The organism is Devosia sp. UYZn731, from assembly GCF_040546795.1.
In the GTDB taxonomy this organism is placed as follows: domain Bacteria; phylum Pseudomonadota; class Alphaproteobacteria; order Rhizobiales; family Devosiaceae; genus Devosia.
Genome location: NZ_JBEPOL010000016.1, coordinates 1 through 21,832 on the forward strand (window position 1 = coordinate 1; position 21,832 = coordinate 21,832).

22 protein-coding genes are annotated in these 21,832 nt (G+C 63.2%); 12 read left to right on the forward strand and 10 right to left on the reverse strand.

Features of this window, described 5'->3' with window-relative positions; all coding sequences use genetic code 11:
* The first annotated feature begins 524 nt into the window (after positions 1-524).
* The 3 genes from ABIB57_RS25170 (at position 525) to ABIB57_RS25180 (ending at position 3,126) form a co-directional block, all read left to right on the forward strand.
* The gene (locus ABIB57_RS25170; protein WP_354044102.1) at positions 525-1,520 is read left to right on the forward strand and encodes a L,D-transpeptidase family protein; all 996 of its coding nucleotides are present in this window, start codon (positions 525-527) and stop codon (positions 1,518-1,520) included.
* Positions 1,521-1,754: 234 nt separating this feature from the next.
* Positions 1,755-2,549 carry a L,D-transpeptidase family protein gene (locus tag ABIB57_RS25175; RefSeq protein WP_354044104.1) on the forward strand — a complete coding sequence of 265 codons (795 nt, stop codon included), beginning with the start codon at positions 1,755-1,757 and terminating at the stop codon, positions 2,547-2,549.
* A complete protein-coding gene (locus tag ABIB57_RS25180) occupies positions 2,494-3,126 on the forward strand; it encodes a hypothetical protein (RefSeq protein ID WP_354044105.1) in 633 nt (210 codons plus the stop codon). Before ABIB57_RS25175 ends, ABIB57_RS25180 begins: the two co-directional genes overlap by 56 nt.
* A 200-nt stretch (positions 3,127-3,326) precedes the next feature.
* Here the strand turns inward: ABIB57_RS25180 and secA are convergent, their stop codons facing one another.
* Positions 3,327-6,095 (reverse strand): preprotein translocase subunit SecA, encoded by a 2,769-nt coding sequence (gene secA, locus ABIB57_RS25185; RefSeq protein WP_354044107.1) that lies wholly within the window; start codon positions 6,093-6,095, stop codon positions 3,327-3,329.
* A 20-nt stretch (positions 6,096-6,115) separates the two neighbouring features.
* Positions 6,116-6,568, reverse strand: coding sequence for a hypothetical protein (locus ABIB57_RS25190; RefSeq protein ID WP_354044108.1), 453 nt, complete (start codon positions 6,566-6,568; stop codon positions 6,116-6,118).
* Here ABIB57_RS25190 and ABIB57_RS25195 point away from each other — a divergent pair.
* Entirely contained in the window at positions 6,552-7,520 is a 969-nt protein-coding gene (locus ABIB57_RS25195) for a peptidylprolyl isomerase (protein ID WP_354044110.1), read from the forward strand. The two genes, ABIB57_RS25190 and ABIB57_RS25195, sit on opposite strands and share 17 nt — an antisense overlap.
* A gap of 149 nt (positions 7,521-7,669) precedes the next feature.
* Here the strand turns inward: ABIB57_RS25195 and ABIB57_RS25200 are convergent, their stop codons facing one another.
* The 4 genes from ABIB57_RS25200 to ABIB57_RS26895 form a co-directional block, all read right to left on the reverse strand.
* Positions 7,670-8,623, reverse strand: a complete 954-nt coding sequence (locus tag ABIB57_RS25200; RefSeq protein WP_354044111.1) for an acetyl-CoA carboxylase carboxyltransferase subunit alpha — start codon at positions 8,621-8,623, stop codon at positions 7,670-7,672.
* Positions 8,624-8,833: 210 nt separating this feature from the next.
* A complete protein-coding gene (locus ABIB57_RS25205) occupies positions 8,834-9,076 on the reverse strand; it encodes a hypothetical protein (protein WP_299723650.1) in 243 nt (80 codons plus the stop codon).
* Between the two features lie 5 nt (positions 9,077-9,081).
* Positions 9,082-9,987 carry a site-specific tyrosine recombinase XerD gene (gene xerD, locus ABIB57_RS25210; protein WP_354044112.1) on the reverse strand — a complete coding sequence of 302 codons (906 nt, stop codon included), beginning with the start codon at positions 9,985-9,987 and terminating at the stop codon, positions 9,082-9,084.
* Entirely contained in the window at positions 9,984-10,247 is a 264-nt protein-coding gene (locus ABIB57_RS26895; protein WP_502914480.1) for a hypothetical protein, read from the reverse strand. Before ABIB57_RS26895 ends, xerD begins: the two co-directional genes overlap by 4 nt.
* A gap of 145 nt (positions 10,248-10,392) precedes the next feature.
* Between ABIB57_RS26895 and ABIB57_RS25220 the strand changes: the two genes are divergently transcribed.
* Both ABIB57_RS25220 and aroB read left to right on the forward strand, forming a co-directional pair.
* Positions 10,393-10,971 carry a shikimate kinase gene (locus ABIB57_RS25220; RefSeq protein WP_354044114.1) on the forward strand — a complete coding sequence of 193 codons (579 nt, stop codon included), beginning with the start codon at positions 10,393-10,395 and terminating at the stop codon, positions 10,969-10,971.
* A 10-nt stretch (positions 10,972-10,981) separates the two neighbouring features.
* On the forward strand, positions 10,982-12,091 hold the full coding sequence (gene aroB / locus ABIB57_RS25225; protein ID WP_354044115.1) for a 3-dehydroquinate synthase: 1,110 nt from the start codon (positions 10,982-10,984) through the stop codon (positions 12,089-12,091).
* Here aroB and ABIB57_RS25230 read toward each other — a convergent pair.
* On the reverse strand, positions 12,088-12,372 hold the full coding sequence (locus tag ABIB57_RS25230) for a BolA family protein (protein ID WP_354044116.1): 285 nt from the start codon (positions 12,370-12,372) through the stop codon (positions 12,088-12,090). The genes aroB and ABIB57_RS25230 overlap by 4 nt on opposite strands.
* A gap of 52 nt (positions 12,373-12,424) precedes the next feature.
* On the opposite strand from ABIB57_RS25230, the gene ABIB57_RS25235 reads away from it, so the two are divergent.
* The 5 genes from ABIB57_RS25235 to ABIB57_RS25255 all read left to right on the forward strand — a co-directional run bounded on the left by ABIB57_RS25235 (position 12,425) and on the right by ABIB57_RS25255 (position 17,956).
* The gene (locus ABIB57_RS25235) at positions 12,425-13,054 is read left to right on the forward strand and encodes a J domain-containing protein (protein ID WP_354044118.1); all 630 of its coding nucleotides are present in this window, start codon (positions 12,425-12,427) and stop codon (positions 13,052-13,054) included.
* 125 nt (positions 13,055-13,179) lie between these two features.
* A complete protein-coding gene (gene cobS / locus ABIB57_RS25240) occupies positions 13,180-14,160 on the forward strand; it encodes a cobaltochelatase subunit CobS (protein ID WP_354044119.1) in 981 nt (326 codons plus the stop codon).
* A 165-nt stretch (positions 14,161-14,325) separates the two neighbouring features.
* The gene (locus ABIB57_RS25245; RefSeq protein ID WP_354044121.1) at positions 14,326-15,066 is read left to right on the forward strand and encodes a class I SAM-dependent methyltransferase; all 741 of its coding nucleotides are present in this window, start codon (positions 14,326-14,328) and stop codon (positions 15,064-15,066) included.
* A gap of 14 nt (positions 15,067-15,080) precedes the next feature.
* Positions 15,081-16,970 (forward strand): cobaltochelatase subunit CobT, encoded by a 1,890-nt coding sequence (cobT, locus tag ABIB57_RS25250; protein ID WP_354044122.1) that lies wholly within the window; start codon positions 15,081-15,083, stop codon positions 16,968-16,970.
* Positions 16,967-17,956 carry an esterase-like activity of phytase family protein gene (locus ABIB57_RS25255; protein ID WP_354044124.1) on the forward strand — a complete coding sequence of 330 codons (990 nt, stop codon included), beginning with the start codon at positions 16,967-16,969 and terminating at the stop codon, positions 17,954-17,956. The genes cobT and ABIB57_RS25255 overlap by 4 nt, the downstream gene beginning before the upstream one ends.
* 170 nt (positions 17,957-18,126) lie before the next feature.
* Here ABIB57_RS25255 and ABIB57_RS25260 read toward each other — a convergent pair whose 3' ends face one another.
* Positions 18,127-18,813, reverse strand: a complete 687-nt coding sequence (locus ABIB57_RS25260; protein WP_354044125.1) for a queuosine precursor transporter — start codon at positions 18,811-18,813, stop codon at positions 18,127-18,129.
* A 242-nt stretch (positions 18,814-19,055) separates the two neighbouring features.
* The gene (gene rpmB / locus ABIB57_RS25265) at positions 19,056-19,343 is read right to left on the reverse strand and encodes a 50S ribosomal protein L28 (protein WP_299753253.1); all 288 of its coding nucleotides are present in this window, start codon (positions 19,341-19,343) and stop codon (positions 19,056-19,058) included.
* Positions 19,344-19,565: 222 nt separating this feature from the next.
* On the opposite strand from rpmB, the gene ABIB57_RS25270 reads away from it, so the two are divergent.
* A complete protein-coding gene (locus tag ABIB57_RS25270) occupies positions 19,566-20,345 on the forward strand; it encodes a DUF3108 domain-containing protein (protein WP_354044127.1) in 780 nt (259 codons plus the stop codon).
* 126 nt (positions 20,346-20,471) lie between these two features.
* Here the strand turns inward: ABIB57_RS25270 and ABIB57_RS25275 are convergent, their stop codons facing one another.
* A complete protein-coding gene (locus ABIB57_RS25275) occupies positions 20,472-21,557 on the reverse strand; it encodes a flavodoxin family protein (RefSeq protein WP_354044128.1) in 1,086 nt (361 codons plus the stop codon).
* Between the last annotated feature and the right edge of the window lie 275 nt (positions 21,558-21,832).

The window sequence follows — 21,832 nt, forward strand, 5'->3', positions numbered from 1 at the left end:
CATAGCCCTCATGGCCTTCTTGTCTCAAATCGCTCCACTGGAGCGATTTGCCCTTCGGGACGCCGCGAAGCCCCTCAAGGGGGAGGGGACGATGGGGCGGGTGGATTGGGGAGGCGGGCGTGTCAGAGGTCGAGTATGGCTTGATCACCGCGCTCTCACACTCACCGGTCTTCCCGCGGGCTTGACCCGCGGGGCACTGTCCGGTTGCACGGAATTCGGTGGGGTGGCGAGAGGCCCGCGGGTCAAGCCCGCGGGAAGGACAGTGGGGTGGGCAACGTGGTGGATGGGTGGCGAATGCGGTGGGGGTGACTACCCCCCTGCCTCGGCGCGGGCCGATGCGGAAAAATCACGCGGTTCGGCAATCAAAAATTCGGCATTGAATTGTTTATCGGCCGCTACCGGGCGTTTCGCGACCATGGTAACTGTTGGTTAACCAAGAGTTCTCATCCTCTGCTAACCAAGGCGGCGTAGAGGTAAACCGACTCTTTCACTATCAGGCTGCAATTACCTTGAACTCGTCCCTTTTGCACAAGCTTGCAACGATCCTCATCATCGCCGGGGTTGGCTTTGCCCTGGCTGCCTGTGGCGGCCTGGTCAAGGGCGACAATCGCCAGAACCAGCCGCTCAACAGCGGCCTGGTGTCCGCGATCAAGGCCATCGGCTCCACGCCCGGCGAGGGCATGGTGGTGCGCCTGTTCAAAGAGGAAAGCGTCGTCGAAGTCTGGAAACGCAGCACCGCGGGCCAATACCGCCTGCTCAAGACCTACCAGATTTGCGCCTTTTCGGGCGGCCTCGGCCCCAAGGTCAAGGAAGGCGATCGCCAGAGCCCCGAGGGCTTTTACAACATCACGCCCGGCCTGATGAATCCGAAGTCCAATTACTACCTGGCCTTCAACACCGGCTTTCCCAACAAGTTCGACCGCTCGTGGGGCCGCACCGGCAGCGATTTGATGATGCATGGCGATTGCTCGTCGCGCGGCTGCTACGCCATGACCGATGAGGGTATTGCGGAAATCTACACGCTGGCGCGCGAAAGCTTCAAGGGCGGCAATCCCAGCTTCCAGCTGCAGCTTTTTCCGTTCCGCATGACCGCCGCGAACCTGGCCGCCCACGCTTCGGACCCCAACATGCCGTTCTGGAAAGACATCAAGGAAGGCTATGACCTGTTCGAACTGAACAAGACGCCGCCGACCTGGGACGTGTGCGAGCGGCAGTATATTTTCAATACGACTTCGGGCGTGCCGCTCGACGCCATGGGGGCTTGTCCCGTGGTGACGGCGAGCGCGGCGCTGCTCGCCAAGCAGGCGGCCGATGAGGCGGCGGTGGCCAACCATATCCAGAGCGCCGAGCAGCAGGCGGCGTCCGAAGCCGCCATCAAGGCGCGCGGTGAAGCGGTGACGGGTGCTGTGGGCGGCCTTTTCGGTGGGATCGGTTCGATGTTTGGGGGCCAGCCGGATGTTGCGCCGGTGATCACCGGGCAGCCGGCTCCCGTGCCAATGCCGGCACTGGTGCGGAGCTAGGGCCGAGGGTGTATCTCGCCTTGGTATTGCTCCAGTGACCCCCACCCTACCTCCCCCTGGAAGGGGGAGGGGTCTTCCGGCGGGTTGAACGAGATCGTACGTCGTCCTAACTTTCTTCTCCTCCCCCTTCAGGGGGAGGCCGGGTGGGGGTAATGAGCGCGGCAATCTCCACTGCCAGCAGCCATCTTTCCGGCGCGATCGTGCCGCACGTCCTGAGGGACGCAGGAGCAAGGCATGGGCGAGCGCAAACCGGGACGGTTGGGACTGCTGGTTCTGCTTGGGCTCGCCGGGATGGCCGTACTTGCGATCGGACTGCCGCTTTTGGTGAACCACATGCCTGCGCCGCCTAAGCCGCCAGAGGTTGAGCCCGCATACGACCGCAGCCAACTGGTCGCCGATCTGCATACGGCAGGCTTTGCGTTGGGCAATCCGGCCTTCATCCGTATCTTCAAGCAGGAGAAGCGGCTCGAAGTCTGGATGCAGGGCGAAGGCCGCAGGTTCGAGCTGTTTCGGGTCTATGACATCTGCAATTATTCCGGGCGCCTGGGGCCCAAGCTGCGCGAGGGCGACAACCAGGCGCCGGAAGGGTTTTACCGGGTCGGGCGCAAGCAGCTCAATCCCAATTCGCGTCACCATCTGGCGTTCAATCTGGGCTTTCCCAATGCTTATGACCAGAGTCTGGATCGGACCGGGTCGGCACTGATGGTGCATGGCGGGTGCTCATCGGTCGGCTGCTATGCGATGGGCGATCCCAATGTCGACCAGATTTATGCTATCGTGGAGGCCGCGCTGCTGGGTGGACAGGAGGCGGTCGATATCCAGGCGCTGCCGTTCGTGCTCAGCGACGCCAACATGGCGCAGATCGAGCCGCAGCCGTGGCTGGGTTTCTGGAAGAACCTCAAACAGGGTTTTGACCTGTTCGAGGCCGACCGCGTTCCGCCCAAGGTCGGCACCTGCAATGGAGACTATCGCTTTGGACGAGAAGTGGGCACTGCCGGGTGTGTCGAAATCGGATATTGGCGAGCCTGAGACCAGGCCAGCCAAGCCAGCGCAATCCGCGCGCCTGCTGGTTTTCGCCGTGGGCCTCGTGGCTGTCGCCGCCATCGCGACCTCCGCCTGGGTCTATGCCGAAACCCAGCGCGACCTGAACCGGGTTGCCACCGATATCGCCCAGATCCGCATCAGCCTGCAATTGTTCAGCCAGCAGCAGCGCCCGGGCGATATTGCGGTGCCGGCCAGCGACACGCTGCAGGACCTCAGCAACCGGCTGGGCATCCTCGAACAGAACTGGCGCGGGCAGGCGAGCACCAGCGGGACTGCGGCGCCAGCGGCGGGCGTTACCGCCGCCACGACCGGGCCGCAGACGGACTGCATTCCGCAGGGCAAGCGCTTCCTTGTCGCCAATGGCGACAGCTACCCGATCTGCGGCACCCCGGCGGTGGTCTCGGTCACCGAAGTGGCGGCGACCTATGTGTCGTTCACCGATGGCACCATTATTACGGCCGGCGGCAATGCCATCCTCAAGGGGACGCAATGTACGCTGTCGGTGGTGTCGTCGGGGGCGGATGGGATGACGGGATATGCGGAACTGCGGGTGGGGTGTTGATCGGGGAGATTTGTGAGTGCAGTTGCTCCACATTCACCGGCCCTTCCCGCGGACTTGATCCGCGGGTCACTCTCAGCACGGCACAGCGGCAAGAGGCCCGCGGATCAAGTCCGCGGGAGGCGGTGGGTGTGGGGATATGGCCAGTGCAACAAAAAGCCCGGACCGAGGTCCGGGCTTTTGCGATTTCAACTGCGAGGCGGTTAGAACGCGCCGTGGCAGTGCTTGAACTTCTTGCCTGAGCCGCAGGGGCAGGGGGCGTTGCGAGAGACGCCCACCAGCAGAGCCGGGTCGATCGGGCGCAGGCTCCGGTCGGCGTCGCTCTCGTCCTGGCTGCCATCGGCGAAGGCGCCGGCGGCAAAACCGAGGCCCGGCACGGTGCCGGAAACGTCGGTTTCCGCGTCGTTCTCGCCCGTAGTGGGGTCGATATGGACTTCGCTGAGGCGCGACAGGTCGGGGGTCGGCAGGGGTTCTGGCTGGCGGATCTGCAGCTGGATATGGCTGAGCTGGGTGGTCACCAGTTCGCGCAGATTGGTCAGCAGTGCCTCGAATAGTTCGAAGGATTCCTGCTTGTATTCGTTGAGCGGATCGCGCTGGGCGATGCCGCGCCAGCCGACCACCTTGGAGAGGTGATCCAGCGTCACCAGATGCTCGCGCCACAGGCCATCGATCGACTGCAGCAGGATGGACTTTTCCACCTGGCGCATGATGTCGGGCGAATATTGCGCGGCCTTGGCGGCAGCGCCGGCATTGGCCAGGTCGACGAGACGCTCCTCGACCGTCTCCTGGTCGATGCCTTCTTCCTCGGCCCAGGCCTGGATCGGGGCGTCGACGTTCAGGTAGGTCTTGGCAGCGGCGACCAGTTGCTCGATGTTCCACTGCTCGGGATAGGAGCGCGGCGGAATGGCCTTGGCGACGATGGCCTCGACCACATAGTGGCGCATGTCCTTGACGGTGTCGCTGACGTCCTCGGCATCCATCATTTCGATGCGCTGCTCGAAGATCACCTTGCGCTGATCGTTCATCACGTCGTCGTATTTCAGGATGTTCTTGCGGATATCGAAGTTGCGGCTTTCGACCTTGCCCTGGGCGCGCTCGATGGCCTTGGTGACCCACGGATGGGTGATGCTTTCGCCCTGCTCGAGGCCGAGCTTGCCGAGCATGGAATCCATGCTGTCGACCGGGAAAATGCGCATCAGGTCATCCTGAAGGCTCAGGAAGAAGGCCGAATGGCCCGGATCGCCCTGGCGGCCGGAACGGCCACGGAGCTGGTTGTCGATGCGCCGGCTTTCATGGCGCTCGGTGCCGATCACCATCAGGCCGCCGGCGGCGATGGCCTTGGCCTTGTTGGTGGCGATGGTCGCCTTGATGTTTTCGATCTTGGCGTCGCGCTCGGCGCCTTCGAGACCTTCGGTCTCGCGCTCGATGCGCATTTCGAGATTGCCGCCGAGCTGGATGTCGGTGCCGCGGCCGGCCATGTTGGTGGCGATGGTGATGGCGCCCGGCAGGCCGGCATCGGCCACGATATGGGCTTCCTGTTCGTGATGGCGCGCGTTGAGCACGTTCATCTCGCCGACATTCTTCTTACGCAGGAGGTCAGCCAGCATTTCCGACTTTTCAATCGAGGTCGTGCCGACCAGCACCGGCTGGCCGCGATCCTGGCACTGCTTGATCAGGTCGGCGATAGCGTCGAACTTTTCAGCGGCGGTGCGGAAAATGGCGTCTTCGTCATCCTGGCGCTGCACCGCAACGTTGGTGGGCACCGTGACGACGTCGAGCTTGTAGATGTCGGCGAATTCCTCGGCCTCGGTCGCGGCCGTACCGGTCATGCCGGCCAGCTTCTTGTAGAGGCGGAAATAGTTCTGGAAGGTGATCGAGGCCAGGGTCTGGTTTTCCGGCTGGATCTTGACGTGTTCCTTGGCTTCCAGGGCCTGGTGCAGGCCTTCCGAATAGCGGCGGCCCGGCATCATGCGGCCAGAGAACTCGTCGATGATGACGACTTCCCCGCCTTCGGGTGTCTGGCGGACGATATAGTCCTTGTCCTTGCGGAACAGGCGGTGGGCGCGCAGGGCCGAATTGGCGTGGTGCACCAGGGCGACGTTTTCGATGTCGTAGAGCGAGCCCGATTTCATCAGCCCGCTTTCGGTGAGCGCGGCTTCCAGCTTTTCGACACCCGCATCGGTAAAGGTTGCCGCGCGCTGCTTTTCGTCCAGCTCGAAATCGTCGTCGCCGATCAGCGGCATCAGCGCGTCGAGCGTGGTGTAGAGCTCGCTGCGATCATCGGACGGACCCGAAATGATCAGCGGCGTACGGGCCTCGTCGATCAGGATGGAGTCAACTTCGTCGACGATGGCGTAGGCATGGCCGCGCTGCACCATCTGGGCGCGCGTATACTTCATGTTGTCGCGCAGGTAATCGAAGCCCAGCTCGTTATTGGTGGCGTAGGTGATGTCGGCGGCATAGGCGGCCTTGCGCTCGGCATCGGTCAGGCCATGCACGATGACGCCCCATGACAGGCCCAGGAAATTGTAGATCTGGCCCATCCAGGCCGCGTCGCGCTTGACCAGGTAATCGTTGACGGTCACGAGGTGGGCGCCCTGACCGGTCAAGGCATTGAGATACATTGGCAGCGTCGCCACCAGGGTCTTGCCCTCGCCGGTGCGCATCTCGGCGATGCCGCGGTCGTTCATCACCATACCGCCGATCAGCTGCACGTCGAAATGGCGCATGCCGAGCACGCGCTTGGATGCTTCGCGAACCGTGGCGAAAGCCGGGACGATCAAATCATCGAGATCGGCGCCTTTGGCGAGCTGATCCTTGAATACGGCCGTCCGTGCCTTCAACTCGTCATCGGAAAGCTTTTCCAGCTCGGCCTCAAGCGCGTTGATCGCGGCGACCTTGGCGTGGAAGCGCTTCACATGCCGGTCCGACGGAGAACCGAAAATCCTCCGGGCAAGCGCTGCTAGTGCCATATGTCAGGTCCTTTTGATGCTCATCGCTGCGGTGAGAAGCCATAGTCTATGGGCGGATTTGCGGCCATGGAGGTCAGCCTCATCAGCGCGATGGTGGAGCGGTCCGCGCTCCGAATGTCTGTTGTCCATGATCGCGCCGGAATTGCGGTCCGGCTATGTCGCTCATGGTCGTCAAATGCGCTGTTGATGTAAGAGCGAGCCCTTGTCTTGTCAACGTCGCCGAAATGGGCGACATCTTCGCCGCCCTCCCGGAAATGGTCCGGCCAGGCTGGTTTTTTCTGGCTGCAATGACGGTCGATTGATCCGATCTGGCACATTTTGGCCCCGTTACCGTGCGAGGGGCAGGCCGACGGCGCGATCTGTTCCGCCGCCTGTCGCCAAAACAGGGTGCCGCCGCGTCGCGGGCCATAACGAGCATCGGCGCCCCAGCAGGGTGCCGGCAAGGAGAATGCTTTGATGTCGAATACTTCCAAACGCCTCGCCCAGACCGTCAGCATGCTGGCGCTGGTTCTGGCGAGCGTGGCAATTGCCCCGGCCATGGCGCAGGACGCCGCCCCCGCGGCCCCGGCCGCCACCGATGCGCCGGCCGCTCCCGCGGCCGCCCCGGTTGCACCCAAGCCTGAAGACGTGGTTGCCACGGTTGGCGACGATACCATCACCGAGGCCGATCTTTCCTTCGCGTCCGAAGACCTGGCCCAGGAACTCAGCCAGATGCCGCCGGCCGAGCAGCGCGCTTTCTTGGTGCGTGTCTTGATTGATATGAAAGTGATGTCCAAGGCCGCCAAGGATGCCGGCATGGATAGCACGCCGCTGTTCCAGCAGCGCCTCGACTATCTCAAGGAACGCGCCCTGCGCCGCGTGTATTTCTCGGATGCCATCGCAAATACGGTCACCGAAGACGCCGTTCGTGCGAAGTATGCCGAGTATGTTGCGGCCTTCAAGCCGGCCCAGGAAATCCATGCCAGCCACATCCTGGTCAAGACCAAGGAAGAGGCCGACGCCATCGAGGCCGAACTCAAGGCCGGTGGCGATTTCGCCGCCATCGCCAAGGAAAAATCGATTGATCCGGGCGCGGCCAATGGCGGCGATCTGGGCTTTTTCTCCAAGGGCATGATGGTTGGCCCGTTCGAGGACGCGGCGTTCGCGCTGACCGATGTCGGCCAGATTTCGGCGCCGGTGGAATCCCAGTTCGGCTGGCACATCATCAAGCTTGAGGAAAAGCGCGAGTCCTCCGCCGCCCCGATCGAGCAGATCGGTGGCCAGTTGCAGCAGCAGTTGCTGATGAGCACGTTTGACGGCGTGGTCGCCAAGCTGATGGACGGCGTCAAGATCGATATTCCGGACGCCGCGCTGGCCGCTGCCGTTGCGGCGCAGACCGATCCGGCCGCGACAGAGTCGCAGGGTGATGCGGCGCCGGCGCAATAAGGTTCGGCGGTCAGTTAATTCAGGAAGGCGGGGCTGAGGCCCCGCTTTTTTTGTGGCCGGTACGGTCTGTAGATGAAAAAGGAGCCAAAGGCCCCCTCACCCTACCCAAGAGGGTCGACCTCTCCCCCCGAGGGAGAGGTGACGAAAGCCTAGAACGTCGACCCGATCGCCAGGAATTTTTCGCGGCGGTGTTCGCGGGTTTCGAGGCGCCCCTTGCCGGCGAAGTCGCTGAGGAACGTCGCGATGGCGTTGCGGGTGGCGTCCATGACGAACTGGGGCTGGCGATGGGCGCCGCCCGAGGGTTCGGGGATGATGCCGTCGATGACGCCGAAGCCGAGCAGGTCGGTGGCGGTGATCTTCATATTGGTGGCGGCGTCCTGGGCGCGGGCCGCGTCTTTCCAGAGGATCGAGGCGCCGCCTTCCGGTGAAATCACCGAATAGATGGCGTGCTCCAGCATCAGCACGCGATTGGTGGTGGCGATGGCGATGGCGCCGCCGGAGCCGCCTTCGCCGATGATGATGGCGAGGTTGGGGACACCCAGTTCGAGCGATTTTTCGGTGGAGCGGGCAATGGCCTCGGCCTGGCCGCGTTCCTCGGCGCCGATGCCCGGATAGGCGCCAGCGGTATCGACGAAGGACACCAGGGGAATATTGAAGCGGTCGGCCATGTCCATGATGCGGACGGCCTTGCGATAGCCTTCGGGGCGGGCCATGCCAAAGTTATGGCGCAGCCGGCTTTCGGTAGAATTGCCCTTTTCCTGGCCCAGGATGGCGATGGACTGGCCATTGAAGCGGCCAAGGCCGGCCTGGATGGCGGAATCCTCGGCGAATTTGCGGTCGCCGGCGAGGGGCGCCCATTCGGTGATCAACCCGGCGATATAATCGGAAAAATGGGGGCGCTGCGGATGGCGGGCGACCTGGGTCTTCTGCCAGGGGGTGAGGCGCTTATAGATATCGACCAGCGCCTCATCGGCGCGCGCGGAGAGGCGGTTGACTTCCTCGTCGATGCTGACGGCCTGATCAGTCGTGGCAAGCGCCTTGAGTTCGGCGATCTTGCCCTCAAGCTCAGCGACCGGCTTTTCGAAATCGAGATAAGACTGCATCCCACCTGCCCGTTGGAGCCTCATGCGATTTGATCGCCGGCTCGCGTTCCTTGTTATCGCATCGCTTGGGCGGAAAACCGGTTTCCACTTGTCCGCGCGATGCTTTTGAGGGTCATTTTATTGCGACCCGAGTAAAGGTCGCTGCTGTTGCGCCCCAAAGTGGCCGCAAAGTGGCGGCGGGAGAACGGGGAGTCAAGGTTAAGGGTTGCCCTAACGCGCCTTATGAGTGGCGTCGGCGATGGCGGAACGCAGTTCATCCACAGTTTCCGTGATGTGAACCGAGGCGCCATAGGGCGCAATGGCGGCCGTCAGGTTGACGATGACCTGGTCGTTAATGATCTCGCCGGAATTGTCGCGCCGAGGGCCATAGGAAATGCCGACGATGTGGGCGGCGTTGATGATGACCGAATTGGTATCGGTTGCGGTCAGGTCGATCCAGATGGGGTTGGCCATGTAAACTACTCCGCCAGGGGATGGTGCGTTTCCACGAGGGTGCGCAGCTTCTCGTCTAGCACATGGGTGTAAATCTGGGTGGTCGAAATATCGGCATGGCCGAGCAGCATCTGCACCACGCGCAGATCGGCGCCGCCGTGCAGCAGGTGGCTGGCGAAGGCGTGGCGCAGCACATGAGGGGCGACGCGGCTGGGGCTGATGCCGGCGCTGATCGCAAGGTCCTTGAGATCGCGGGCGAAGACCTGGCGGGAAAGATAGCCTTCCGCGCTATTGGCGGGGAAGAGCCAGATTCCGGGCTCGATTGTCTTGAGGTAGGCCTTGATGGCGTCGCGGGCGCGGTCGTTGACGGGCACGACGCGTTCCTTGTTGCCCTTGCCGATGATGGTGAGGAAGCTGGCGTCGCGCATGACGGCGCTCCGCTTGAGGCTGACCAGTTCGGAGACGCGCATGCCGGTGGCATAGAGCAGTTCGAGCAGCAGATAGAGGCGGAGCGCGGCGGCCTGTTTTTGCGGGGAGGCGTCGAGATTGGCTTCGGCTTCGGCGGTGGTCAGAAGCTTGTCGACCTCGGCGATGGACAGCACTTTGGGAAGCGGGCGGCGTGCTTTTGGGCTGGCGATGATGCGGGTGGGGTCATCGCTGCGCATGCCATCGGCGCAGAGGAAGCGGTGGAATTGGCGGATTGCCGAGAGGCGGCGGGCGGAGGAGGCGGCCGACAGGCCGTCGCGCTTGAGATGATCGAGATAGGAGGCGACATGTTCTCGCCCGCCGGTGAGCAGGGTCTGCTGATGGCCAGTGAGGAAGCCGGAGTAATCGGACAGGTCGCGCTGGTAGGCCTCGATGGTATTCCTGGCCGCGCCGCGTTCGGCGCTCATCATTTCGAGGAACGCAGATATCAGGTGGCCGCCGCTCATTCGACGGGAATGTTGGCTGCGGGGCCGGTGGCCGCGGGGACATCAACGGGCGGCGCCGGCGTGACCAGCGAGGGCGGCTCGACCGGGGCCGTGCCGCCGGGCAAAGCGGGGGCGCTTTGGTTGAGCAGGTCGCGCGCCGGAATGCGGATGGTGACTTCCTTGGGCTTGGGCTCGACGAAAGCCACCAGCACGAACATGCCCGCATAGACGAGCCCAGCGAGGAACAGCAGGGTGATGATCAGGCGGATAAGAGTGGGCATGGCAATCCCGACACGAAACTTGGGCGCAATATGGCACTAAAAGCTTTCGAACTGGTAGGCCCCGCATCGGGGGCATGGAGCATGTCGTTCTTGACAGACACCCTCCACCCCGCTTGATACGCTCAAGACACATGCGGAGCGTCTTGTGAGCAGACCCGACACGGCAGAGCGCCAGGCGCGTGCCCAAGACCTGATCAACGCACTGGACGGGCGCCCGCTGGTGCTGGTCGGCATGATGGGCGCCGGCAAGACCACGGTGGGGCGGCGGCTGGCCGGCCAATTGGGGCGCAGCTTTCTCGATAGCGACGACGAAATCGAAAAAGCCGCGCAGATGACGATCCCCGAGATTTTCGCACAGCGTGGCGAGCCCGAGTTTCGCGCCGGCGAGGCCCGCGTGATCGCGCGAGTGCTCAAGGATCGCGATATCATCCTGGCGACCGGGGGCGGGGCTTTTGTCAGCGCGGAGACGCGGGCGCAGGTCAAGGCCGGGGCGGTATCGGTGTGGCTCAAGGCCGATTTCGACCTGCTGTTCGCGCGGGTGTCGCGGCGGTCCAACCGGCCGTTGCTCAAGACCGCCAATCCACGGGCGACGCTGCAAAAGCTGATCGAGGATCGGTATCCGATTTATGCCGAGGCCGATGTGACCGTGGTGTCGCGCGATGTGCCGCAGGACGTGGTGGCGGCCGATCTGATCGAGGCGGTTCTCGCCCACCTGCAAAACTGAAAGATTCTTGATGGCCGAGATCGCCCATACCGTTCACGTCGCGCTTGGTGAGCGGGCTTACGATATTTTGATCGGCGACCGGCTGTTGGACGATGCCGGAGCGATCCTGGCCGAGCGGTTTCCGGGACGGCGCTACGGGATTATCACCGATGAGAATGTGGCCAAGGCGCAGTTGCCGCGGTTGCTGGCATCGCTCGACGGGGCGGGGTTGGGGCATTCCGAGATAATTTTGCCGGCGGGGGAGAGCACCAAGTCGTTTGCGCATTTGCAGACGGCGGTCGAGGGGCTGCTGGCGGCCAGGCTGGAGCGGGGCGATCTGGTGATCGCGCTGGGCGGCGGGGTGATTGGGGATCTGGCGGGATTTGCGGCCTCGATCACGCGGCGGGGCATGGATTTCGTGCAGATGCCGACCTCGCTTTTGGCGCAGGTGGATAGCTCGGTCGGCGGCAAGACCGGGATCAATTCGCCGCATGGCAAGAATTTGATCGGGGCGTTTCACCAGCCAAAGCTGGTGCTGGCGGACCTGTCGACGCTCGACACGCTGGATGCGCGGCAGTTTGCAGCGGGTTATGCCGAGGTGGTCAAATATGGGTTGATCGACGACGAGGCGTTTTTCTTCTGGCTGGAAGAAAACCAGGCCGAGATTTTTGCTGGTGGGCCGGCGCGGGGCGAGGCGATCGCGCGCTGCTGCCGGCATAAGGCGCGGGTCGTCATCGAGGACGAGAAGGAACTCGGCGTTCGGGCGCTGCTCAATCTGGGGCACACGTTCGGGCATGCGCTGGAGAAGGACACCGGCTATGGCGACCGGCTGCTGCATGGCGAGGGCGTGGCCATCGGCATGGTGCTGGCGCATGGTTTTTCGGCGCGGCTGGGGCTGGCGCCGAGCCAGGATACCGGGCGGATCGTGGCGCATTTGAAAAAGAGCGGGTTGCCCACTATATTGGGTGACATACCGGGCGCGCTCGGCAGCACCGAGACATTGATGGCGGCGATCGCGCAGGACAAGAAGGTCTCGCGCGGGGCGCTGACATTTATTTTGACGCGCGGAATCGGCAAGGCGTTTATTGAAAAAGGGGTCGATCCGACTTCAGTCAGCGCTTTTTTGAACAATATGCGCTAGACCCGGTTCGGCAATTCAAACGGACCATCGGCGGGCAAAACCTCGATGGCGAGGGCGTGGACGCCGGCTTTGAGTTCGGCGTCGAGTGTTTCCATGACGGCGCGGTGTTGCGCCACGCGCGACTTGCCCTCAAGATGACGGGTCGCGATTCTGACTCGAAAATGGGTTTCACCACCCTCCCGCCACCCGGAATGACCGTGGTGCTGTTGGGATTCGTCGATGACTTCGAGATGAGCGGGCATAAACGCCCGGGTCAGCTTGTCAGTGATGGTGTCAGTCATGGACATGGTTTGGCGTTTCTGTTGAGTAAATTCGAGCAAGTAGCTAGGCGCAATGAAATCCGATTCCAAGCTCTTCGATAATATCCGTATCCGGTCGCGCCGCGACGTAAAACCCGAGCCCGCAGCCATAACCTGCGATTGGGACGGGTGTAACAAGCCGGCTACCAATAAGGCGCCCAAGGGCAGCCGCAGCGCGGGGGAGTATTTCAACTACTGCCTCGAGCATGTGCGCCAGTACAATGCGACGTTCAACTTTTTTGCCGGGATGGACAAGGAAGCGCTGGACGAGGCGCTACATACTCCGCCTCAGCCCGAGGCCCGCACCAGCTTTGGCACCGGGCAGCCCGGCGCGCGCGCTTCCAAGACCGCCAAGACGGCGGGCGTGGGGTCCGCCGACAAATATGGCGATCCGTTCGGCGTATTCGCCAAGTATCGGCATCGCCAGGCGCAGAAGCCCGCCGAGGAACGCTCGCGCCCGCTGCACGAGCAGGACCGGCGTGCGCTCGAGACCATGGGCATCATGGGCCAGGCCAAGTCCGAAGAGATCAAGAAGGCGTACAAAACGCTGGTCAAGCTGCACCATCCCGATGCCAATGGCGGCGACAAGTCGTCCGAGGATCGGCTGCGGGCTGTCATTGCTGCCTACGCCCACCTCAAGAAAGCCGGCTTCGTCGCGAAGTGACGTGTCGCCAAATGGCGGCACCCCATGCCCGTCTGACGGCTACCCGGCCCGTCACATTGCTGCTATAGAGCCCGCACTTTCGTCTGTCCCCCGCCCTTCAAGTCCTTGCTGCCAAGAGCCCTGCCATGAGCGAATTTACCAATCTGCCCGATACCCAGTACAAGGCCCGCGAGCTGTTCGGCATCGATACCGACATGGTGGTGCCAGGCTATGCCAACCGCACCGAGCATGTGCCGCCAATGGACCCGGACTATCTGTTCGACCGCAACACCACGCTGGCGATCCTGGCGGGCTTTGCGTTCAACCGCCGCGTCATGGTGCAGGGCTATCACGGCACGGGTAAATCGACGCACATCGAGCAGGTCGCCGCGCGGCTGAACTGGCCGATGGTGCGTGTGAACCTTGATTCGCATGTGTCGCGTATCGATCTCGTCGGCAAGGACGCGATCGTGCTCAAGGACGGCAAGCAGATCACCGAATTCCGCGACGGCATTTTGCCGTGGGCGGTGCAGAACAATGTGGCGCTGGTCTTCGACGAATATGACGCGGGTCGTCCCGATGTGATGTTCGTGATCCAGCGCGTGCTGGAAGTTGCCGGCCGGCTGACGCTGCTCGACCAGAACCGCGTTATCACGCCCCATCCGGCGTTCCGGCTGTTCTCGACCACCAATACGATCGGTCTGGGCGATACGTCGGGCCTTTATCACGGCACCCAGCAGATCAACCAGGGTCAGATGGACCGCTGGAGTCTCGTGACCACGCTGAACTATCTGCCGCATGACAAGGAAGTCGGCATCGTTCTGGCCAAGGCCAAGAGCTATGCGGCCAATGATAAGGGCAAGAAGACCGTATCGAACATGGTTCGACTGGCGGACCTGACGCGCTCGGCCTTCATCAATGGCGACCTGTCGACGGTGATGAGCCCGCGTACGGTGATCACCTGGGCCGAAAATGCCGAGATTTTTGGCGATATCGGCTTCTCGTTCCGCCTGACGTTCCTGAACAAATGCGATGAACTGGAACGCCCGGTGGTTGCCGAGTTCTATCAGCGTGTGTTCGGGGAAGATCTGCCGGAAAGTTCGGCCAATCTGGCGGTCGCCGTTTAAACTAATGCCTGGCAAGGCCCCCTCACCCGCCGCTTTGCGGCGACCTCTCCCCCCAGGGAGAGGTGGGGTGTGCGGCTAGACCTCTTCTTCACCTCTCCCTCTGGGGGAGAGGTCGGCCCGCAGGGCCGGGTGAGGGGGCCTTTGCCTTAAACGTGTCCCGGGACCATGGCCCAGAATATCTATGACGATCAGGCATTCTTTGAGGGGTACAGCCAGTTTCCGCGCTCGCGGATGGGACTGGCTGGGGCTCCCGAATGGCCGTCGCTCAAAGGTATGCTGCCGGGCCTGAACGGCGCGCGGGTTCTGGACCTGGGATGCGGGTTCGGGGCGTTCTGCCGCTGGGCGGTGGAGCAGGGCGCGGCCGAGGTCGTCGGGGTCGACCTGTCGAGCAAGATGCTGGCGAGCGCTGCCGAGCGTGGGCCGGGATTGCCGATTGCCTACGAGCAGGCCGATCTTGAGACCTATCAGCCGCAGGGCAAGTTCGAGCTGATCTATTCGTCGCTGGCGGTGCATTACCTCGCCGATTTCGATGCGCTGTGCGCGCGAATCAAAGCGGCGCTGGTGCCGGGCGGCGCGTTCGTGTTTTCCATGGAGCATCCGATTTTTGCGGCGCGGGGCAATCCCGAATGGCTCAGCGACGGCGAAGGTTATCGGGTGTTTGCGCTCAGCGACTATGCGCGCGAAGGTGAGCGGGTGACCAATTGGGTGGTCGATGGCATCGTCAAATATCACCGCAAGATTTCCACGATCGTGACGGCTCTGGTTCAGGCTGGCTTCGTCATTGATGCGATGGACGAATGGAGCCCGACCCAGGCTGACCTTGAGGCCAATCCTGGCCTTGCCGACGAAATCGTTCGTCCCATGCTGCTGCTGATGGCAGTGCACGTGCCGCAGACCAAACTCTAGCCGGACTATTTTTCATGGCACAGCCACCGCGCAACAAAGCCAATAAGCCAGACCAGACCCAGGCGTTCAAATCCGCCATGGGGGCGACGGTGCGCGCCATTGGGGGCAAGCCGGACCTGGAAGTGACGTTCACCGCCGACCGGCCGCTATTGACCTCCGACAAGGCGCGGCTGGCAAACCTGCCGCGGCTGCCGACCAGGCGCGATATCGCTGTGGCGCGCGGGCAGGGCGACGCCATGGCGATGCGGCTGGCCAGCCACGATCCCGAAACCCATCGCAAGCGCTCGCCGATCGATCCGATGGCGCGGGCGGCGTTCGATGCACTGGAGCAGGCTCGGGTCGAGGCTCTTGGCTGCGTGCGCATGCCCGGCATGGTGGGCAATATCGGGGAAATGCTGGAAGACCGGCTGTTCCGCGCCAATTTCGCCGAGGTGAACGATCGTGGCGATGCGCCGATTGCGGAGGCGCTGGGCTTGCTGCTGCGGGAAAAGCTGGCCGGGGTGCCGGTGCCGCCATCGGGGCACAAGCTGGTCGACCTGTGGCGGGCGGAAATCGAAGCCAAGGGCGGGGAGTCGCTCGACAAGCTGATGACCCGGTTCGAGGACCAGGACGACTTTTCGCGCGTCGCCAAGGCGCTGCTGCGCGACCTCAACCTGATGCCCGAAAGCGAAATGGAAGACCCCGACGCTTCCGACGAGGAAAACGGGGACGACCAGGAGCCGGATCAGGCCGAAGGGAGCGATCAGTCGCCAGAGCAGGGCGAGGGCGAGAACGAGCAGTCGGATTCTGAGCAGGACGAGAGCGCTGGCGATACCGAGGAAACCGGTGACGTCGACGGCATCGACAGCGACATGGCCGATACCGACGAGGACGCGGCGTCCGAAGCCGGCGAAGACGCGCCGATGCCGCCGCCGGCCAAGGATGGCGGCACGCAGCTTAGCAATCAGTTCAACTACAAGATTTTTACGCAGAAGTTCGACGAGATCGTCAAGGCGAGCGAACTCTGCCCGCCCGAGGAACTCGACCAATTGCGGGCGCTGCTCGACAAGCAGCTGGAGAACCTTGCGGGTGCGGTGGCACGACTGGCCAACAAGCTGCAGCGGCGGCTGATGGCCAAGCAGAATCGCAGCTGGCAGTTCGACCTGGAAGAGGGTCTGCTGGACACGGCGCGACTGACCCGCGTGGTCACCGATCCGATGCAAGCGCTGAGCTTCAAGGTTGAGAACGACACCGATTTCCGCGACACGATCGTGACGCTGCTGATCGACAATTCGGGCTCGATGCGCGGGCGGCCGATCACCATTGCGGCGATCTGCGGGGATATTCTGGCGCGGACGCTGGAGCGGTGCGGGGTCAAGGTGGAGATTTTGGGCTTCACCACGCGCGCCTGGAAGGGCGGCAAATCGCGCGAGGCGTGGCTGGAGGCCAATCGTCCGGCCAATCCGGGCCGCGTCAACGACGTGCGCCACATCATCTACAAGGCGGCCGACGAGCCATGGCGCCATGCGCGGCGTAATCTTGGGCTGATGATGCGCGAGGGGCTGCTGAAGGAGAATATTGACGGCGAGGCGCTGGAATGGGCGCGCAAGCGCCTGATGTCGCGGCCGGAGAGCCGGCGCATCCTGATGGTGATTTCGGATGGCGCGCCGGTGGATGACAGCACGCAATCGGTCAATGCCGGCAATTATCTGGAAGCCCATTTGCGGCAGGTGATCGAGGATATCGAGACGCGCTCGCCGATCCAGTTGGTGGCGGTGGGGATCGGGCATGACGTGACGCGGTATTATCGCCGCGCTGTGACGCTGCTGGATGCCGAGGAGTTGGGCGGGGCGCTGACGGATGAGTTGGCGGCTTTGTTCGACGAGGAGCCACCGGCACAGACGCGACGGGGACGGCGCGGATGATCCGCGGCGCTGTCGCGCTGGCGCTTGCCGGCCTGGCGATTTGCCAGGCCGATGCGGCGGAGCTGACGGTGGGCGCGGTGCAGATCACCGATTTTCGGGGCGTGGCGCTGGACGGGCAGGTCGACAAGCTGATCTGGCGCGGCGGCATTGCGATGGTCAGCCAGGACGATACGTTTGGCGGGCTCTCGGGGCTGGCTTTTACCGGCCCGGAGCAGAAAGTGGCGCTGGTGTCGGACCGCGGGAATTTCGTCTCGGGGCAACTGGCCTATGACGAGGCCGGGCGGCTGTTCGGCTTTATCGGCGTGACCATCGAGGCGATCCAGAATTCCAAGGGCGTGCCGCTGCCACGGCAATATAGCCGGGATGCCGAGGCGATCGCGGCGGTGATGCGCGATGGCGTACCGGTGGCGGTGCGCGTTGGGTTCGAGCACCTGACGCGGGTGGCGGAATTTGCGCTGACCGATGGCGTGCCCGGCGGTCCGGCCAAGGAAATCGAAATTCCCAAATGGCTGACCGATACGCGCACCAATGAGTCGCTGGAGGCGGTATGTATTGCGCCGGATGCGTCGCCGATTGCGGGATCGACGCTGCTGCTGACCGAGGGGGTGATCGACGATGACGGCCAGCATGTGGCGTGGCTTTTGGGGCAGAACGACAAGGGGTCGCTGAGCTATCAGTCGAGCCCGGACGTGAACCCGACCGATTGCGCGTTTTTGCCGAATGGGGATCTGTTGGTGCTGGAGCGGGGGGTGTCGTTCCTCGCCTTCACCATGACGCTGCGGTCGGTGCCAGCGGCGGATGTGCGGCCGGGGAATTTGATGAAGGGCGCGGTGCTGCTACAGGCCAGCGGCGGGGCGATCGACAATATGGAGCAGGTGGCGGTGCACACCGCGCCGGACGGGGAGACCCGGATCGTGCTCGGGAGCGACAACAATTTCAACGATTGGGAGCGGAATTTGTTGTTGGAATTTGCGCTTGCGGAGTGAGCGTACTGCGCTCGATGGCTGCACAAGCACCGTGCTTCCCGCGGGCTTGACCCGCGGGCCATTGACCACTTGTGCCGTGCTGGGAGTGGCCCGCGGATCAAGTCCGCGGGAAGGTCGGTGGGTGGGGCGAGAGCGGGGCTAGTGCTCCCGCGTGGATCGGAACGCCGCCTTTAAGCCCGCACGCCCATTGCCGGCAAAGGCATGAGCTTGCCCATCAGTGCGCGATAGGGGGCGAGCAGCAGCAGAGCGGCGAGGAATTTGACGAGGAAGTCGCCGGTGGCCAGGGAGGTCCAGAGGGGGACTTCGGGGCCGAGGCCGAGCCAGGGGGCGGGGAAGCCCAGCGAGCCATCAGCCAGGCCAAACAGGGCGTCGACGCCGGCGAGGGCTGGCGCGAAGGCAATGGTGAAGAAAATCGTCGTATCGATGATCGAGCCGAAGAGTGAGCCGGCCAGCGGCGGCAGGAACCAGGCACGGCTGGCGCGGAGGCGCGAGAACACCGCGATATCGAGCAATTGGCCGGTGACAAAGGCGGCAGCCGAGGCCAGCGCGATGCGCTGGGTGGTGGCCGGCGCGCCATCGGGGTTCCACGGCAGCGAGTGATAGCTGAGGTAGAAGGACAGGCCGAGGCCGACGAGGAAGCCGACCAGGACCACGATGCGCGCATTGCGGGCGCCGTCGAAGCGGTTGGTGAGGTCGGTGACGAGGAAGGCAAAGGGGAAGGTGAAGGCGCCCCAGGTGAGCAGATCGGCCAGGTTGACCGAGCCAAGCTGGGCCTGCAGGGGGAACAGCACGAGCACGTTGGACGCGGCAACGACCACGACCATGGCGGCAATGGCCGCCAGGAGACGAGTGAACATCAGAATGTACCTCTAGGTATCCGCTTGCCAGCATTAGACTAGGGCGGGATTTGTGCATTATCAGGCGCGAAGGCTTTGCGCTAGGTCGAAGGGCGGATGAAGCCGAAAGCTCGCAGTCGTCACCCCTCTCCCCTTGTGGGAGAGGGTGGATCGAGCGTAGCGAGGGACGGGTGAGGGGTGAGCAAAAGAAAAACCGCGCGGCGCCGGGGCGCCACGCGGTCTCAAAACTGGAAGCGAAAGAATTAAGCGGCGGCCAGGGCGGCGCGCAGTTCCTTCTTGAGGCCCTGAGCCAGCGGGCTCATATCGGCATCGTCCTGCTTGAGCAGGAAGGCATCGAGGCCACCGCGGTGCTCGACGGTGCGCAAAGCCGCAGCGCAGATGCGCAGCTTGACAGGGCGGCCGAGCGTCTCGGACAGCAGGGTGACGTTCAAAAGGTTGGGCAGAAAGCGACGACGGGTGCGATTGAGCGCATGGCTCACATTGTTACCGGTCATCACGCCTTTGCCAGTCAGTTCGCAGCGACGTGCCATTGGAGATATCCTATTTGTGTAAAGGTCCTGCGTGGCGGAGAAGTCCGCGACGGGCCTCGATTGTTGTGAAATCTGAGCGCTGCATAGAGAAAAGGGGCGCTCCCGTCAAGGCGAAGCGGCCTCAAACGGGCGCGATCGGCTTGCAAGGGGGGATAAGCGCAGGCACCTTTCCCTCTGAGCTGATTCGCGCCGCCTTCAATGCGTGCTGAGAGACGATCCATCTTGACCTTGTCCCGCTTTGCCTGTGCCGTCGGATTTGCTGCCCTTGCCATGCCGGCGCTGGGGGCGGAGATCAATGCCACGGCCAGCTATGTGGTGACTGTGGGCGGCATCAATGTCGCCAATGTCAATGTCGACCTCACCGACGACGGCTCGCGCTATGCGCTGGACCTCAAGGCCAATGTGGCGGGGCTGGGATCGCTGGTGGCGAGCGGGACAGCCAGCGTGACCGCCAGCGGGTCGTCCACCGGCTCGCAACTGACCAGCAAGCAGTTCGACCTGCAGACCAAGGTCAAAGCCGAGACCTTTACCGTCGATGTGAGCTATGCGGGCCATGACGTGACGGCCTTCCGGGTCGATCCGCCGCTCGTCGACAATTACAATCGCGTGCCGATCGAGCGCAAAGACCTGACCAATGTGGGCGACATGTTGTCGAGCTTCGTCATCAAGGGCGGCACGCTGGACAAAAGCCTGTGCCGGCGCAACCTCAAGATTTTCACCGGCGTCGAGCGTTTCAATATCGTCATGGCGTTTGCGGCCGAAGACGAGGCCACATCGGCGCGCACCGGCTATCAGGGGCCGGTGATTCTGTGCAACATGGACTACCAGCCGGTCTCGGGGCATTTCACAACCTCGGAAATGACCAATTACCTGGCCGATAGCGACCGCATCCTGATCTGGTATGCGCCGCTGGGCGAGACGGGGTATTTCATTCCCTATCGCGTGCTGCTCAGTACCAGCGTGGGGGACCTGTCGATGGTCCTGACGAGCATGAAGCCCTAGACGCCGTTCCCTGAGTTGATCGCGGCCTCATTCCCGCGCAGGCGGGAAAGCATTCGTCCTTTCCAACCAACAGAATAGTTTCCCGCTTGCGCGGGAATGACGCCGTGGGTGGGAGGCCTTGGGGCCTCATTTCTGTCGCGGCGGCTTGAGGTTTGAGCCGGGGATGGCGTCGTTGCCGCGGTGCATCTGCAAGGCATTGAGCAAAGTCCTGGCGGCGTTGCGCACCTCGCCCTGAATGGCGAGGTCCTGGTCCAGCGCCTCGTGATTGGTCGCGTAGGGTTCCCAGTAGCCGATGTAGCGATCCACTTCCGCCAAGGGGCCGGCGGGTTGCATTTCCATGAATTTGAGCCAGTCCGACAGCGAGCGGCGCACGTCCTTGGTGCCTTCGACATCGCCATGCACCACCACCGAGAACAGGCGGCCCTTGAGATGGCGGGGATAGTCCCAGCCGTCGAGTTCGACCTGTTTGGCGAGCTTGGCGGTCTTGCCCTGGGTCAGCGTGGGATCGGGATTACCGCCATCGGCGCAGACCAGGCGGTCCATCATGGCTTTGACCGGAGTCGTGGCCTGGTACCAGTTGACCGGGCTGACAATCATCACGCCGTCGGCCTTCACCCACACGGGATAGATGTCGTTCATCCAGTCCTGGGTCTGGCCCAGGGAATAGTTGGGGTAGCAGGAACACGGCCAGTGGCAGAGCGGCGCCGCGGTCGAGAAGCAGGCTTTGCAGGGGTGAATATTGCGGCCGTATTCGGAGGTGAGGCGGGACAGATCGAGGATCTCGGTCTCGATGCCGCCCGATTGCAGCACCTCTTCGGCCAGCTGGATGAGCCGATAGGACTTGCTCATCTCGCCGGGGCAGGTGTGTTCGCTGCGTGACGAGCCATTGACCAGCAGGACGCGGGCGGGGCGGTCGGTGATCTCATAGTCCTGCTGCGCCTTGTCGACGGCGGCTTTGGCGGCGATCCAGTCGACAGCCAGGTCATAATCAGGGTCGGCATAGCCGGGGCCGGCCTTGCGCGTTCGGGGTGACTTGCGGCTGGCGTCATAGCCTTCCCAGGCGGCCTGCGCGATGGCGTCGAGTTCGGCGCCGAGGGCGTCAAAGCTTTGATCGGTGAATTGGGAGCGGAAGCGCTTGGTAAATTCGGCTTGGTCGAGCTGCGTGCTGGGCATCCCCTTGCGGGGCTCGGGGGCGGTGGTGGTTTGCTGCATCGGGTCTCTCCTTGCTGCAGCAATGGGCGGCGTGGTGTGGCAGTTCCGCGCCCGCGAGAAAGTGAGATGTCCCGGCTTGGGACGGTCAACGGGTTTATTATCAATTTTGCAATTGGAGGCGCCCGGTCAGCGTGGGGATATATATGACGACCTGACACGGGAGCGTGGAAAGGACTTTAAAGCCTTGTTCAGAAAGGGCCGCAGATGGCCGAAATTCATCGTTTGGTGAGAGAAGTGAATGAGATTTGGGGAGTTTGTGTCAGGTCCGCTCGGCG

Coding starts and splice junctions, on each gene's coding strand:
- ABIB57_RS25175 (WP_354044104.1), top strand. CDS start 1,755: ATGGGCGAGCGCAAACCGGGACGGTTGGGACTGCTGGTTCTGCTTGGG.
- secA (WP_354044107.1), bottom strand. CDS start 6,095: ATGGCACTAGCAGCGCTTGCCCGGAGGATTTTCGGTTCTCCGTCGGAC.
- ABIB57_RS25195 (WP_354044110.1), top strand. CDS start 6,552: ATGTCGAATACTTCCAAACGCCTCGCCCAGACCGTCAGCATGCTGGCG.
- ABIB57_RS25200 (WP_354044111.1), bottom strand. CDS start 8,623: ATGCAGTCTTATCTCGATTTCGAAAAGCCGGTCGCTGAGCTTGAGGGC.
- ABIB57_RS25205 (WP_299723650.1), bottom strand. CDS start 9,076: ATGGCCAACCCCATCTGGATCGACCTGACCGCAACCGATACCAATTCG.
- xerD (WP_354044112.1), bottom strand. CDS start 9,987: ATGAGCGGCGGCCACCTGATATCTGCGTTCCTCGAAATGATGAGCGCC.
- ABIB57_RS26895 (WP_502914480.1), bottom strand. CDS start 10,247: ATGCCCACTCTTATCCGCCTGATCATCACCCTGCTGTTCCTCGCTGGG.
- aroB (WP_354044115.1), top strand. CDS start 10,982: ATGGCCGAGATCGCCCATACCGTTCACGTCGCGCTTGGTGAGCGGGCT.
- ABIB57_RS25230 (WP_354044116.1), bottom strand. CDS start 12,372: ATGACTGACACCATCACTGACAAGCTGACCCGGGCGTTTATGCCCGCT.
- ABIB57_RS25235 (WP_354044118.1), top strand. CDS start 12,425: ATGAAATCCGATTCCAAGCTCTTCGATAATATCCGTATCCGGTCGCGC.
- cobS (WP_354044119.1), top strand. CDS start 13,180: ATGAGCGAATTTACCAATCTGCCCGATACCCAGTACAAGGCCCGCGAG.
- ABIB57_RS25245 (WP_354044121.1), top strand. CDS start 14,326: ATGGCCCAGAATATCTATGACGATCAGGCATTCTTTGAGGGGTACAGC.
- cobT (WP_354044122.1), top strand. CDS start 15,081: ATGGCACAGCCACCGCGCAACAAAGCCAATAAGCCAGACCAGACCCAG.
- ABIB57_RS25255 (WP_354044124.1), top strand. CDS start 16,967: ATGATCCGCGGCGCTGTCGCGCTGGCGCTTGCCGGCCTGGCGATTTGC.
- ABIB57_RS25260 (WP_354044125.1), bottom strand. CDS start 18,813: ATGTTCACTCGTCTCCTGGCGGCCATTGCCGCCATGGTCGTGGTCGTT.
- rpmB (WP_299753253.1), bottom strand. CDS start 19,343: ATGGCACGTCGCTGCGAACTGACTGGCAAAGGCGTGATGACCGGTAAC.
- ABIB57_RS25275 (WP_354044128.1), bottom strand. CDS start 21,557: ATGCAGCAAACCACCACCGCCCCCGAGCCCCGCAAGGGGATGCCCAGC.